At 68.6% G+C, this 14638-nt stretch carries 11 protein-coding genes; 3 read left to right on the top strand and 8 right to left on the bottom strand.

Translation table 11 applies throughout. From position 1 onward, the window contains the following. Positions 1-3 precede the first annotated feature (3 nt). From JNB_RS20425 to JNB_RS09485, 3 genes are read right to left on the bottom strand one after another with little or no spacing between them, the layout of a single operon-like run. Positions 4-1977: a diacylglycerol kinase family protein gene (locus JNB_RS20425; protein WP_009776232.1), complete on the bottom strand. Its 1974-nt coding sequence runs from the start codon at positions 1975-1977 to the stop codon at positions 4-6. Next, positions 1970-2635, bottom strand: coding sequence for a response regulator transcription factor (locus tag JNB_RS09490; protein WP_009776231.1), 666 nt, complete (start codon positions 2633-2635; stop codon positions 1970-1972). Before JNB_RS09490 ends, JNB_RS20425 begins: the two co-directional genes overlap by 8 nt. Beyond that, positions 2632-3816, bottom strand: a complete 1185-nt coding sequence (locus JNB_RS09485) for a sensor histidine kinase (protein WP_009776230.1) — start codon at positions 3814-3816, stop codon at positions 2632-2634. Before JNB_RS09485 ends, JNB_RS09490 begins: the two co-directional genes overlap by 4 nt. Positions 3817-3957: 141 nt before the next feature. Between JNB_RS09485 and JNB_RS09480 the strand changes: the two genes are divergently transcribed. Both JNB_RS09480 and JNB_RS09475 read left to right on the top strand, forming a co-directional pair. Next, a complete protein-coding gene (locus tag JNB_RS09480; protein WP_192807990.1) occupies positions 3958-4854 on the top strand; it encodes an ABC transporter ATP-binding protein in 897 nt (298 codons plus the stop codon). Continuing rightward, the gene (locus JNB_RS09475) at positions 4851-5669 is read left to right on the top strand and encodes an ABC transporter permease (protein ID WP_009776228.1); all 819 of its coding nucleotides are present in this window, start codon (positions 4851-4853) and stop codon (positions 5667-5669) included. Before JNB_RS09480 ends, JNB_RS09475 begins: the two co-directional genes overlap by 4 nt. Before the next feature lie 217 nt (positions 5670-5886). Here the strand turns inward: JNB_RS09475 and JNB_RS09470 are convergent, their stop codons facing one another. Both JNB_RS09470 and JNB_RS09465 read right to left on the bottom strand, forming a co-directional pair. Beyond that, positions 5887-7464, bottom strand: a complete 1578-nt coding sequence (locus JNB_RS09470) for an AMP-binding protein (RefSeq protein WP_009776227.1) — start codon at positions 7462-7464, stop codon at positions 5887-5889. Between the two features lie 4 nt (positions 7465-7468). After that, on the bottom strand, positions 7469-7921 hold the full coding sequence (locus JNB_RS09465) for an SCP2 sterol-binding domain-containing protein (RefSeq protein ID WP_009776226.1): 453 nt from the start codon (positions 7919-7921) through the stop codon (positions 7469-7471). 120 nt (positions 7922-8041) lie between these two features. Here JNB_RS09465 and JNB_RS09460 point away from each other — a divergent pair, with 120 nt between their 5' ends. Then, complete coding sequence (locus JNB_RS09460) at positions 8042-8809, top strand: maleylpyruvate isomerase family mycothiol-dependent enzyme (RefSeq protein ID WP_083784460.1); 768 nt, start codon at positions 8042-8044, stop codon at positions 8807-8809. Between the two features lie 7 nt (positions 8810-8816). On the opposite strand, the gene JNB_RS20420 is transcribed toward JNB_RS09460, so the two are convergent. The 3 genes from JNB_RS20420 to JNB_RS09445 form a co-directional block, all read right to left on the bottom strand. Beyond that, complete coding sequence (locus JNB_RS20420; protein WP_009776224.1) at positions 8817-10655, bottom strand: VCBS repeat-containing protein; 1839 nt, start codon at positions 10653-10655, stop codon at positions 8817-8819. Between the two features lie 108 nt (positions 10656-10763). Continuing rightward, positions 10764-11423 (bottom strand): VCBS repeat-containing protein, encoded by a 660-nt coding sequence (locus JNB_RS09450; RefSeq protein WP_009776223.1) that lies wholly within the window; start codon positions 11421-11423, stop codon positions 10764-10766. A gap of 1222 nt (positions 11424-12645) precedes the next feature. Next, positions 12646-14511, bottom strand: coding sequence for a VCBS repeat-containing protein (locus tag JNB_RS09445; protein ID WP_009776220.1), 1866 nt, complete (start codon positions 14509-14511; stop codon positions 12646-12648). Positions 14512-14638 lie beyond the last annotated feature (127 nt).

The raw sequence follows: 14638 nt of genomic DNA, 5'->3' as shown, positions 1-14638 counted from the left end.
CGTCTATCCCATGTCAAGGGATGAGCCGCAGTCGTCCGGAGGGGAGCACGCGTTGATGGCTGCGTGTGCGGCGGCGAGGTCGCGCTCCAGGAGCGCTGTCGTCGCCTTCTCCTGCTCGGGCGACTCCCACTCGATGCTGGTGAGGTCGCGCTCGGCCGCCTCGACCACGGAGGTGAGGCCGGCAGCGGAAACCAGCCCGGCGGCATACGCCTCGAGGGCACCACCCACGGGGGTGTCGACGACGACGATTCCCTCTGATCGCAACGCTGCTCGCTCCTCCTCAGCAAGGGCGACCACGTCGTGGATGAGGATGAACCGCACCGCCTCGGGGTCGGCTGCGAGCATCCGGCGACCCACCTCGACGTCGCCCTGACCGCTGTCGCCGATGAAGACGACGTGGGTCTCGGGCATGAGCAAACGGAAGCGTTCGAAGTTCTCGATCTTGGCGCCAGCCATCGAGTCGTGGCTCGTCAATCCGTCGAACGTGCCGGAGAGCACGGCGTGAGGGGGCAGCCCGAGATCACGCAGACCGCGTCGCGTGTGCTGCTCGATGAGGCCGAACGGGTCCATGGGTCGCGCCGTGACGAAGGTGAGGTCACCGGGCGTTGTCGGGTCACCGGAGCGGCCGGCATCGAGGGCGCGATAGAGCGCGATGACCCCCGGATAGACCGTGCCGCGCGGATAGCGCCTGTCGTGGAGCGCGCACCGCAGGGTGTCGTCGATGTCGCTGAGCACGTGCAGGTCGGGCACCTCGATGGTGGCGGCCTCCGCGGCGATGTGATCGAGGATGTCCTGCCGGGCGCCCTCGTCGCCGACGACGTCGAAGACCAGGTGCTCGAGGTCGCGGTGGTCCGATCCCGCGCTGAGCAGGCTCTTGAAGCGGGTGAGGTCGGCGCCGTGCAGGGACAGGAAGGCGTCGCGGACGAGATGTTCCCGCGCATGGTCGGAGGACCAGCGGCGGCTGCGGTGGAGGGCGTTCGCGAGGTCGGCGAGGTCGCGCTCCGGATCGTCCACGAGGCGGTGGATGCGCTCGTCGGGGCTCTCGGCCACCTCGCGACTGCGCACGAGCAGGGCCGCCGGCGAGACCCCGAACTCGAGTCGGACGCCCTCGCCGACAGGGTCTCCGTCGACGTGGACGGCGGTGGGGGCGTCGAGGACGAGGACGACGTGGCGGGCGCGGTGGGTGCGCATGCCGGTCCAGCCGCCGCGACGGCCCGTCAGCACTCCGGCGCCCACGCCGAGCCAGCCGACGGCGCTCTGCGGTGCGATGGCGAGCACGTCGAGGCGGCCGTCGGTCATCGACGCCGTGGGCATGAGCGGCAGGCCGAGGGGGAGCACGCGGCAGTTGCCGACGAGCACGGTGCGCGCGGACTCGTGTGCCGAGGGGCGGTCGTCGAGCTGCGTTGCGACCGTGATCGGGTCGCCCACCGCACGTTGCGCGAGGGCCGCGAAATAGGCCGCCCACCCCATCCGGTGCTTCGTGCGCTCCTGGGTTGCGGCGAAGGCCTCGGCGTCCATCCCGACCCCAGCGACGACGGCGACGTCGTGCGTGCGGGTCGTGCCGTCCGCCCGGGTGATCGTCACCCAGGCGAGGTCGCTGTCTCGTGCCGGTCCGGCGATGGCGACGTCGGCCACGGCCTCGAGATCCCAGCCGTGGACGCCGATGGTGCGGGCCCACAGGTTGGCGGTGCCCGCAGGGACCACCCCCAGGGCGACCTGGTCGGACGCGGGTCCGGAGCGGGACAGTGCGGCGGCGACCTCACGCAGCGTGCCGTCCCCGCCGATGGCGACGAGGCGGTCGACGCCCTGGCCGAGCAGCTCGCCGACTTGGGTGGCGCCGGGTGAGTCGACGGAGGTCTCGAGCACCATTGGCTCCGGCCAGCCGCGGCGCCGCGTGGCCCGCCGCAGTGCCGCCAGTGCCGCGGCACTGCGTGGCTTGGCCGGGTGGACGATGACCCCGACGAGGTGCTCAGTCACTGGCGTCGTGGACGAGGATCGCGACCTGGACCCGGTTCTCGACCCCCAGTTTCATGAACAGCCGCCCGACGTGGGTCTTGACCGTCGGCACCCCCATGAAGAGCTCCGCCGAGATCTCGGCATTGCTCAGCCCCCGCCCCACGGCGTCCGCAACCTCGCGCTCCCGGTCGGTGAGCGTGTCGAGTCTGGCCCGGGCATCGGCGCGCTCGTCGGCGCCGGAGTCCGGTCCCGTGACGGCCGCGATGAGCTGGGCGGTGACGCTCGGCGAGAGCATCGGCTGCCCGGCGGCCACCGTCTTGATCGCCTCGACGAGCCGCGCCGGGGGAGTGTCCTTGAGCATGAAGCCAGCCGCACCGAGACGCAACGCCCGCAGCACCATGTCGTCGGCGTCGAAGGTGGTGAGCACGATGATCTTGAGCGACCGATCACGGCTCAGCAGAACCTCGGTCGCACTCAACCCGTCACGCACCGGCATGCGAATGTCCATGAGGACGAGCTCCGCACCGGACTCGGGCACGAGGGCGAGGGCTTCTTCGCCGTTGGTCGCCTCACCGACGACGGTGATCCCGGAGTTGCCGCCGAGCATCATCCGCAGCGCCGCGCGCACCATCGGGTCGTCGTCGACGATGGCCAGGCGGATGGGTGCAGGGTCGCTCACACCTGCCACGGTATCCACGCGTCGACGACATAGCCGCCCCCGGCGTCGCGCCCGTGTCGCAGACGGCCGCCGGTCAGCCCGACTCGCTCGTCGAGCCCGATGAGGCCGAGGCCCGAATCGGGCAGGGTGGAACGGGGCGAACCCACGGGGGCGGCGTTGCGGATCGTCACCGTCAAACCGTCGTCCTCGCTCCCGCTCAGTGTCACCGAGACGGACGTTCCCGGAGCGTGCTTGCGTGCGTTGGTGAGTGCTTCCTGAACGATCCGGTATGCCGTCCGCCCACGGTTGTCGGGCAGCTCACCGACGATGGCGTTGTCGAGGCTGACGCGCATGCCGCTCGCGCGCTCGTCCTCGACGAGGCGGGCGATGTCGCTGATGACCGGCTGCGGTCGCTCGGGGTCGCCGTCCGTCGGCTGCGTCGGATCTCGCAGGACTCCGAGGACGTCTCGCAGGTCCCGAAGGGCGCGATGGGCGTTGTCCTCGATCGTCCTGGCGGCTGTCGCCTGCTCCTCGGGGGTGAGGTCGGTGCGATAGCTGAGCGCTCCTGCGTGCATCGCGACGAGTGAAATCCGGTGTGCGAGAACGTCATGCATCTCGCGTGCGATGCGCGTGCGCTCGGCGGCCTGAGCCTGGGCCACGCGCGCCTGCTGCTCTCGCTCGGCCGTCTCGGCGCGGTCGCGCAGGGACTCGAGCAGGCTGCGTTGCGATCCCATCGCGTAGCCGACGGCGACGACGATCCCCACGATGAGGAACCCGAACAGGATGGACGCCCACAGTGGCAGGTCGTCCTCGCCGGGGTACAACCGCTCCTGGGCCACGCCCCCGAGGATGCTGAGGGGCACCACGAGGGTGAGCAGCCGCCAGCGGTTGCGCGCAGCAAGCGAACCGACGGCCCAGGTCGCCGGACCGGCGCTGGTTGCCGAGACGAAAGAGGCCAGGGTGGTGATCACCGCGACCTGACCCGGCCAGCGGTGTCGCCACCGGATGAGGACGAACGACGCCAGCCCCAGCGCGGTGTCACCGAAGAAGAGCCAGGCCATGATCGGCTCGCTCTCATCCACCTTGGTGTTGCTCACGGCGATGACGATCGCGCCCCACGCCACCGCACTGATGAGCAGCGCCAGGGCATAGCGCCACAGCGAGCTCAGTCGGCTGTGGGCGATCGGGGCGGTGTCGGGCATGGCCCGAGCCTAGGCAGCCCACGGGTGCGGGCACGTCAGCCCACGGACTGCGATCGGTGAGCGACCGGCATACCAAAGTCGTATGCCGGTCGGGACCGGCGGCCGATGTGCCTGCCCCGCGCACGGACCAGAGTGGTCACCATGATCACAGTCGAGAACCTCACGAAGCGCTACGGCGGGTTCACCGCGGTGGACGACATCTCCTTCGAGGTCCGCCCGGGGAGCGTCGTCGGCTTCCTTGGCCCCAATGGCGCCGGCAAGTCCACCGCGATGCGGATGATGACGGGCCTCACGCCCGTGACGAGTGGACGGTCGACCATCCTGGGCAAGTCCTACCGCGACCTCCACAACCCCGGCCGCCAGGTCGGCGTCATGCTCGACGCCTCGGCGCAGCACCCCGGCCGCACCGGCCGAGAGGTCCTGCGTCTCGCCGGGATCCAGATCGGTGTGCCGAAGTCGCGTGTCGACGAGGCCCTGGCCATCGTGGGGCTCACCGACGAGGAAGCCAGCCGCCGGGTCCGCAACTACTCCCTCGGTATGCGTCAGCGGCTCGGACTCGCCTCCGCCTTGCTGGGGCAGCCCGAGGTGCTCATCCTCGACGAGCCGGCCAACGGCCTTGACCCGCAGGGCATCCACTGGATGCGTGGGCTGCTCCGCAACTTCGCTGACGGTGGCGGCACGGTCCTTCTGTCGAGCCACCTGCTCCACGAGGTTCAGGTCATCGCCGACGACCTCGTCATGATCGGCCGCGGCCAGATCGTCGCGATGGGCACGAAGGACGAGTTGCTCAGCCGCGGCGGCACCACCGTCCGGTCGAACGACAACGCGGCCCTGCTCGCTGCACTCCAGCGCGCCGGGGTCACGGTCAACGACATCGCGTCCGGCCTCGTCGTCGACGCCGAGCCCGGCGTCGTCGGCCAGATCGCCCTCGACGAACGCATCGTCCTCCTGGAGCTCCGCTCCGGTGGCGGGGAGGCCCTCGAGGAGATGTTCCTCAGCCTCACCGCCGCCACGTCACGCGAAGGGACCGCAGCATGACCACCACCGACACCCGCACCCCCGAGATTGATCCCGCCCTCGCGCGGCCGGTGGCAACCCCCGCTCAGGACGGGCGACCCGGGGTCCCGATGTCCCGCCTGATCAACGTCGAGCTGCGCAAGATGGTCGACACGCGTGCCGGCCGCTGGATGCTCATCGTCATGTCGGCGATCTCGGTCCTCGTCGTGACCGCCCTCCTCATCTGGGGAGAGGCCGACGAGATGACCTATGGCACGTTCCTCGGGTTCACCGCGCTCCCGCTCGTCATGCTCCTGCCGATCGTCGGCATCATGGCCGCAACCGCCGAGTGGAGCCAACGCACCGGCCTGGTCACCTTCACCCTTGAGCCGCGCCGCGGCCGAGTCATCGTCGCCAAGGTCATCGCAGCAGTCGTGCTCGGCCTCATCGTCACGGCATCGGCGTTCGCGGCCTCGGCGATCGCCAACGTCATCGGCGGTGGCGTTGCCGGTGGTGACGGCACCTGGGACGTCACCTGGAAGGTCGCCGTCGGGGTCATCGTCGCCTTCGGCATCTATGTGCTGCAGGGCCTCGCGTTCGGGTTCGTCTTCCTCAACACGCCCTTCGCCATCGTGGCTTCTCTGCTGCTCCCGACGCTGTGGACGGTCGCGACCAGCCTCATCACGGCCCTCGAGGGCCCGAGCAAGTGGTTCGACCTCAACCAGGTGACCGACCCGCTCTTCAGCGGGACGATGACCGGCGAGAACTGGGGGCAGCTGGCGACCTCGTTCGGCGTGTGGGTCCTGCTGCCGCTGGCGATCGGGTCCTACCGGGTGATGCACCGCGAGGTGAAGTAGCCGCATGTGCGGGCGCTGCCGAGCAGGGTGAGGCAGCGCAGACGACGGACGCCCCCGGCGGAGGGTGCTTGGTGGGGGATCAGGGGCCCACTGAGCACTCCCCACCGGGGGCGTCCGTCGTTCGTGCGTTCCCGACTTCGTGCCCCAAACGGACACGCAGACGGAGGCCTTCGGCCAAGGATGCGTGTCCGTTTGGGGCACAAAGTCGCTGGCTGGATCAGGTGATGCTGGCCCGGAGTTCTCGGGCGAGGATCTTGCCGGTGGCGTTGCGGGGCAGCTCCTCGAGGAAGTGCACCTCACGTGGCACGCAGTGACGCGCCCGGTGCTCCTTGACGTGCGCCTTGACCTCGTCGGCGCTCAGCTGCGCCCCGTCGTTGAGGGCGATGAACGCTGCCAGACGTTGACCGAAGTCCGGGTCGGGGACGCCCACGACGGACACCTCTCGCACCGCCGGGTGGTCGACGAGCAGGGACTCGACCTCGATGGGATAGACGTTCTCCCCACCGCTGACGATCATGTCGTCGTCCCGACCGTCGACGTAGAACAGGCCGTCCTTCTCGTGGCCCATGTCGCCGGTGGACACCAGCCCGTCGACGAAGTCCTTGGTGGACCCGGAGGTGTAGCCGTCGAAGACGAGGTCGTTGCCGCAGAAGATCCGACCGGTCTCGCCCGGAGTGACCTCGTTGTTGTCGGCATCGAGGATCTTGACGACCGTGCCCAGCGGCGGCGTGCCGGCGGTGTCGGGGTCGCGGCGCATGTTCTCCGGAGTCGCGATGCAGATCCAGGACGCCTCGGTGGAGCCGTAGAGGTTGTAGAGCACGTCGCCGTACTCGTCCATGAACTTCGTCGTGAACCCGTGCGGGTAGGCAGATCCCGACGTTGCGACCGTCCGCAGGTTCGGGCGCCGCTTCTTGCCGGCGGGGTCAGCAGGCAGTTCCATCATTCGCTGCAGCATCACGGGGATGGCGAACATTGCGTGACACGCCTTCATCTCCAACAGGTCCTTGGCCGCCTGCGGGTCAAAGCGCCGCTGGAGCACGATCGTGGCCCGCAGGGCAAAGCTCAGCTGCATCGCGGCATACCCCCACGTGTGGAAGATCGGCGCGCTGATGAGGATCCGGTCCTCCGCGTGCAGGGGGATGCGCTCGATGATCGAGATGAGCGGACCGAAGCCGCCGGGGGTCTTGCGAGCGGCGCCCTTGGGAGTGCCGGTTGTCCCCGACGTGAGGATGATCGTGCGGCCGCCCTTGGCCGGGGGAGCCAATGAGGTGGCCACGGGCGCAGCGTTGAGCTCGGCCACCCAGTCACTCTCGCGAATGACCGTGATCGCGTCGGGCAGCTCACCGACCACACCATCGAACTCGTCGTCGTGGATGAGGGCGGTGAGCTCCTGCTGTCCGGCGACGAGGGCGAGCTGGCCCGCCGACAGGCCGGTGTTCATGAGCACGAGGTCGATGCCGACAGCCGACGCACCGGTCATGATCTCGATCGCCCCGACGTGGTTGCGCGCGAGGAGGCCGAGGCGCTGTCCGGGACGGAAACCCCTGGCGCTCAGCAGTTCCGAGACCTGCTCGGACCTGGCGAGCAGCTCGCCGTAGGTGACGGACCCACGCAGCTCGTCGATGACGGCGATCTGCTTGGGGCTCCGGTGTGCGGCCTGACGGAGTTCGCCGGCGAGGCCGAATCCCCACTTGTGGAGCGAGCGGAGCTGGCTGATCTGGCGGTGGGGAGGGCCGGGCGCGAGCATGCCGCGCTTGGCCATGACCGTGCCGACGGTGAGCAGGCTGATCGACATCCGATCAGGCCTTGGGGGTGTCGAACCAGTTCTGAAAGGCCATGGCCGCGCTGAGGTCCCCGCGAGCCTTGATCTTGCCCATCATCACCATCATGGTGGGGTTACCGGAGCCGGTGATGAGCTTCGCGAACTCGGCCGGGCCGAGCATGATCGAGGTCTTCGGCTCCTCGGTCGGGGACTTCTCGACCGAACAGGCGCCGTCCTTGACGACCACGGCGTAGGTGTCATCGGTGCCGTCCGGGCCACCGGTGATCCGCCAGTTGACGCGGGCGTCGGCGCCAGCAGCCTTCTCGGCGTTGAAGAGCGTGGGGAAGCGGTTGAAGATCGCGTCGAGGATGGCCTGACGGTGCTCGCCGCCCATGAGCTCGTTGATCTCCTTGTCGGAGAGCTTCTTGACGGTGGCCGCGAACTCGGCCGGGGCCATCGTGGCGAAACTCGTGGGGTCGATGTCAGTCATCGTGAGGCTCCTCCTCATTGAGGTACGTGGGGTCAAGGATCGACCCTACTTGTGAGTAGGTAGGGCGACAAGGCGCGCACTCCCGTGCCTCCGGTCACACCGATGGGGAACGATGCAGCCATGAATCGTGAGTCTCACCTCGTGGCGTTGACCGCGGCAACCGACCGGCTCGTCCGTGACGCCGCATCGGCTGGCCTCGACGCGCCCGTTCCGACGTGTCCCGGCTGGACGGTCCGCGACCTCCTCGCGCACCAGGGCGCCGTGCACCGTTGGGCCACCGCCAACATCGTGGGTGACGGCGAGGGTGCGCGTGACATCGAGGCCTTCGAGCGCGAGGGCCTGGCGCTCGCCGATCCGGTCCGCTGGGTGGCGGAGGGTGGCGCGGCGCTGGTCGCGGCTCTCGAAGCCGCGCCCGCCGACCTCGACGCCCTCGTCTTCCTCAAGGATGCGCCTGCGGCTCGCGAGTTCTGGACGCGCCGACAGTGCCACGAGACGACGATCCACGCGGTCGACGCGCTGTCGGCAAAGCTGTCGCGTATGCCGTCCGCTCACCTCGCCGACATCGGCGCGACTGTCGCTGCGGACGGGATCGACGAGCTGCTCACCGGCTTCCTGCCGCGCGGAAAGTATCAGCTGCGCAGCGAGACGCCGATGCGAATCGCGGTGCGCCCCAGCGATGTTGACCTCGCCTGGATCGTCGAGGTGAGCGCAGAACCGTTGGTGAGCACACGGCATACGCCGGGTGTTGCGGAGCTCGACGACGTTGACGTGACGTTCAACGGCAGCGCCGCCGAGCTCTATCTCGGACTGTGGAACCGCGGCGAGGAGTTCGTCGCCGACGACGCGGGGATGCTCGCGCGATGGCGCGAGTTCGCCCGGGTCATCTGAGCGGCTCTCAGAGGAAGATGCCCCAGCCGGTCCCGATCTGGGACGAGGTGAGGAAGCCGCCGCGGCCGTTGCCGGGATACATCCGGAGGGCGCCGGTTGCGGTGATGGCGCCGAGGTCGACCTTGCCGTCTCCGGAGAAGTCGCGCATCGGGAACACCGAACCGAACGCGGCCCAACCCGACCCAATGAGGACCCGTGCTCCGAAGCCCGCGCGCCCGTTGCCCGGGTAGAGCCAGAGCTTGCCGAGGCCGTCGACGCCGATGACGTCCGCCCGCGTGTCTCCGTTGAAGTCGCCGGGAGTGAAGATCGATTGGAAGCCGCCCCAGCCGGAGCCGAGGCGGGTGCCTCGGCCGATCGCCCCGGTGGAGGTGGACGGGTAGACGTAGAAGTCGCCGGCCGGCGTGATGCCGATGAGGTCGGCGATTCCGTCGCCGGTGAGGTCCGACGAGGCATCGATGGTGCGGAAGATGTTGAAGCCCTTGCCGATGACCTTTGTGCCGGCGGCTGTGGGCTCGACGAGGTCCGCGCCGGAGAGGTGGAGGGCGCCGAGTGATGCGCCGGGGCCGCGAGCCGTGGTGGCCCCGGGGAAGGGAGCCTTCGTGGCGGGGATCTGGCTGGTCATCGTGCCAGCGAACTTGCCAGCCCCTGCGCCCTTGTAGAGCCGCCAGGTCGCGGTGCTTTTCGGGTCGGTGGTGGTCGGAGCAGCCCAGAGGTCAGCCCTCCCGTCCTTGCTGCGGTCGCCGGCGCCGAACACGCGCATCGCCCCCATCCGAGGCGTAACGGTCGTGGTGGTACTGGGACCATTGCCGAAAGGCGACGTCGGCGTGATGGTCACGGTCTGCACAGTTCCGTTGGGCAGCGAAGGGAGGGTCAACGTTCGCCTATCGACCCCTTGGGCAACAGGCGCGTCTTCCAAGACCAGCCCGGCTGGCTGAACAGTGACCTTGAATCCAGCGGAGTAGTGCTGGTCCCAACTGATCGTCGCGCCCGCACTCCGGGGGACAGCGGTCACCGAGGTTGCCGCGGCGGGGAGGAACGCGACTCGGGAGGAAATGGCGAGGGAATGTCGCCCTGTGGTGGTGCCACCGAGGTTTGACGTCGCCGTGAAGGTGCCGTCGGGCAGGTAGGTGGCGGAGTTGCCAGCAATGTCCTTGAGAAGAACCTTGGTCACACGAATGTCGCCGACCGACTGCATCGACATGGCGAGAGGCCCGGTCGATGCCTTGTTGTGGAAAGCCACGAGAGTCTCGTAGGGATAGTCGCTTCGCACCCCGTAGATGTCGGTCTCACGTGGGAACGCTTCCGTCAGGCTGTACCGCCCAAACGCGGGCACGCCGACTGTCCCCACTTCGGGGAAGGTGAGGGAGTCAAGCCTGGGTGGGACGTCGTCTCGAGGGGAGTCGACGACAGTCAACTGCGCCGAGAGGTCCGCTGAGCCGCCCAGACCGTAGGTGGACGCACCCGCGCTGTTGATGAGGGTCACGAGCTGGATCTGGTGCTGACCGTTGCGAGGCGCGCTCGCGGGGCCGGCCGGCGTGGTGAAGGTGAGTTCGCCGCTGTGCCATCCCGCGGGCGGAACCTGGATGGTGAGCCGGACACTCTCCCCGAGAGAGATCGAGGGCTGCGTGAGGATGACATAGGCATTTTGAATCGGGGTGGGCGAGTCCACGTCGAACGAGACCGTGCCCTGCGTCCCAGGGACGTAAGGCAAGTTTGGCAACCCCACTGACCGCAGCACCGGCGTCGTGTCGGGCTCCGGCTCGGCGGCGGACGGCGAGACGAGGACTGTGGCGCCGAGAGCGGCGATGGCGAGGGAGGACAGGAGTCGTCGCAGGGGGGAACGCACAGGTGTGACTTTCAGGTGAGCGGCGGGCGAATCGTCAGCCCGCGAACGGCCGCCCCCCAAGGCACGGCAGCGTCAGAGTAGTCGCTGCCGTGCCTTGGGCTTGCACGATCAGAGGAAGATGCCCCAGCCGGTCCCGATCTGGGACGAGGTGAGGAAGCCGCCGCGGCCGTTGCCGGGATACATCCGGAGCTTGCCGTCGGTCGTGATGGCACCGATGTCGACCTTGCCGTCGCCGGAGAAGTCGCGCATGGGCAGGACCGACCCGAAACCAGCCCAGCCCGTACCGATCCCGACGCGTGCGCCGAAGCCGCCACGGCCATTGCCGGGATAGAGCCAGAGCTTGCCCAGACCATCGACCGCGACGAGGTCGGAGCGGGTGTCTCCGTTGAAGTCGCCCGGGGAGAAGACGGTGTGGAAGGCGCCCCAACCGCTGCCGAGCCGCACGCCGCGTCCGATGGCCCCGGTGGACGTCGACGTGTAGAGGTAGAAGTCACCTGCCGGAGTGATGCCGATGAGGTCGGCGATGGCGTCCCCGGTGAGGTCGGAGGACGCGTCGATCGTGCGGAAGATGTTGAACCCCTTGCCGATGACGCGCGGGTCGCCGGGTGTGGGCTCCACCAAGGAGGAACCCGAGAGGTACATGGCGCCAAGAGGTGCGCCCGGGCCGCGACCGGTGGCCGATCCGGGCAAGGGCGCAAAGTCGGCGGAGATGTGGCTGAGTCCGGTCTTGCCGAAGAGACCGCCGCCGAGCCCGGGTAGGAGAGCCACCGGTTCTGCTCTGTTGCCCCTGGCCGTGGGGCTCCCCAGAGGTCGTGTCCACGGTTGCTGATGTGGTGGTTCCCGGTGCCGAACACCCGCATCGACATGCGCGGTGTGGCAGTCACCTGTCCCGGAAGGCTGTCTGCCACGGTGGAGGTGGCCACGACCGAGAACGAGTATGCGGTTGCGTTGTTGAGGCCGGTGACGAGGACATCGCGCGCGCCTGCGCCTCCGGCGCCGGTGAGCACCCTTCCGCCGGGGGAGACCACGATGCGATGTCCCAGATCAGCCTGCTGGGACCAGCGAAGCCGCACAGAGGTGCTGGCAGCCTCCGCGGTCAGCCCGACTGGTGCCTTGGCGCGCACCGTGATGGGTGTCGTCGGCAGTGCGACGGAGTGCGTCGTGACCGTGGCCTCGTAGTCGTACTTGGCGCCACTGGTCAGCCGTCCATCTGGGTAGTAGCGCGCAACGTTTCCGAAGCGGTCGGCCACATCGACGCGTTCCAGCCTCACACGCTCAGGCAGGCCGTAGGACCACGTGGTGCTCCCCGTGGTGGGGAGGGCAGTCTGGGCGAAGAAGGCCAGTTGGGTCCACGAGTTGGTCTCGTCAAAGCCCAGCACGCTGACGCTGTACAGGGCGGGGTCCGAGGCGGAGTAGCTGATGGTGACCGGGGCGTCAGCCGTCACCGTGAGTGGTGAGATCGTCAGGCTCTTCAGGACCGGGGGTGTGTGATCGCGAGGGGAATCCACGAACGTCATCTCGGACGAGAGGGGAACGTCGTGGGTGTCGCCCGGCTGAGTCTCCGAGCTGAACGAACCGTCGGACCAGTAGCGCGTCCATCGTCCTTGCCGGTCCTGGAGGTTGACGGAGAGAAGGGGATAGGTGACGTCCGCGAACGGCATGGTGCTGAGAGACGTTGGAACCACGTAGGGCAGGGTTGCGACTCCCGTGACCGGGGAGTAGTCCCAAGACGGCTTGAAGCCATCCAGGTGCCCGGTCTCGGACTCGCGGTACTCGACCGACACCCTCTGCAAGAGGTCGGCGTTGCTGATGCTGAAGTGGAAGTCGATGAGGTCCCCAGGGCGATACGGACCGGGGTCGACCGAGAAGGACGTCAGTTCTGGCGAGTCAGTGGTCGGCTCGGCGTAGGCGCCCGACGAGGCCGTGAAGAAGGTGGTCACGAGGGCCACCGCTCCAAGGATGGACAGGGCCCGTCGGAGGGAAGCGCGCATCACAGGTACACGCCCCAGCCGGTGCCGATGGTCTTGGCCGTGAGGAAGCCATTGCGACCGTTGCCCGGGTACAGGAGCAACTTGCCGTCAGTGGTGATGGCGCCGATGTCGGCCCGGCCATCACCATTGAAGTCGCGCAGCGGCAGGACCGCGCCGAAGCCGCCCCAACCGCTGCCGATCCCGACGCGTGCGCCGAAGCCACCTCGGCCGTTGCCCGGATACATCCACAGGCGTCCGGCCGTGTCGACAGCGACCAGGTCCGCCTTGCGATCACCGGAGAAGTCACCGACCTGCAGGAGCGCGGTGAAGGCGTTCCAGCCGCTGCCGAGGGTCGTCGTGGAGACGATGCGACTCGCGGATCCTGTCTGGTAGATCTTGAGCACGCCGTCGGATGTCACGCCGACGATGTCGGGCCAGCCGTCGCCGGTCAGGTCCTGACCGCCGTCGACGAACCGCATGGACGACCACCCTGCTGTGCCGATCACGGTTCCGCTGCCATCGCGGCTCAGCGCGGTGAGCGCGTTGCCGTAGCAGAGGACCTCGGACCGATACAGGTCGTAGATGTCGCCTGGAGCAACGCGGGCGCAGTTCCTCTCCTCAGCGCCGAAGCCAGTGACGCGGCTACCCCATGCACCCTTTCCGTTCGTCGGGTAGATGTAGGTCTGCCCCTCAGTGGTGGTGGTCCTGGGCTGTCGGGCCACGACGTCGACGTTCAGGTCACCGCCAGTGGCGTCCGTGACAGCGAAGACGTTCGTGGACTGCATGGGTCGCACGGACAGGGTGGTCGCAGCGCTGTCACCGGCCGTGCTGCGGCCGATGGTGGAGGCGCTGTAGGTGGTCCCGTTGACAAGGCCCTTGATGTCGATCTGGGTGGCCCCTTCACTGATGGGGACGTCCCGCACGATGTTGCCGGGGTTGACGACGACTCGCCATCCGGTCAGGGCCTTCGCCTCTTCCGCAGTGGCGTGGAGATGAACCCGCACGGACGCCGGGTGCGGCGTGACGATGGGGGTTGGTGCCGCCGGCTTCTGGGAGAAGTCGAACCGGGAGAAGTCCAACGTGTGGGTCCCGCTCCATCCAACCGAGGTCGCCCTCCCGGCGCTGTCGTACTGGCGGCGGTTGCCGCGTTCGTCCGTGACGATGATGTAGGCCAGTCGGTGGGTGCCGGGAAGGCCGAGTGTGAATGGGACGTTGATCCGACCACCGGTGGCAGTCTGGGGGCCGAACGTGTACTCACTGTCTGCGGCGAAGCTGGCCCAGACGATTGAGGCGGTCACGGGACCGGCGTCATCGACCGTGAACTCGAGACGTCCCGTGGAGCCAGCGGTGGACGGCTTGATCGGCAGGGCGACCGAGGTGACCCGCGGCGCCGTGAGGTCGGCGCCGCCGGTGACGGCGAACGCCGTCGCCGCGAGGTCGAGGGAGTGGGTGGTCGGCCCGTCGGGCACGGCCGGGGTGAGGGTCAGTTTGCGGCCTGCAGACAGGTACTCCGCCTTCTTGCCCGAGGCGTCCGACAGCGTCACAGCACGAAGTGAGTAGGGCCCGTTGGCCAGCTCCGCCGAGGTTGAGACCGAGAGCAGCCCGTCGCTGCGCCAAGGACGCGTCACTGAGATCGTCTGCAGGTAGTTCTCGGTGTTGACGAATCGAATGGAGACCGACGTGATGCCGACGTCGTCGCTGGCGTCCACTGCGGCAGTGATGGACGACCCGGCGGTCACGGTCGACTTTGTCATCGTGATCCCGTTGAGGGTCGGGTATGCCGCGTCCGCGGCTTCCGCGGAGGCGCCGGGCGAGGCCGTGACGAAGGTGGTCACGAGGGCCGCGGCCCCGAGGGTGGACAGGAGTCGTCGAAGGGCGGTGCGCATCGTGCCAGGCCTTTGGTTCTGGCGGACGTACCCCGTCCGCAGCGGCCGGCCCCCTTGGCACGGCAGCGTCAGGGTAGTCGGTCGCACCCGTCTGGCGTGCCGCAGTGGCGAGAACTCGCCACCGCCA

The organism is Janibacter sp. HTCC2649 (assembly GCF_000152705.1).
In the GTDB taxonomy this organism is placed as follows: Bacteria; Actinomycetota; Actinomycetes; order Actinomycetales; family Dermatophilaceae; genus Knoellia.
This window is presented reverse-complemented; position numbering and strand designations above follow the sequence as displayed.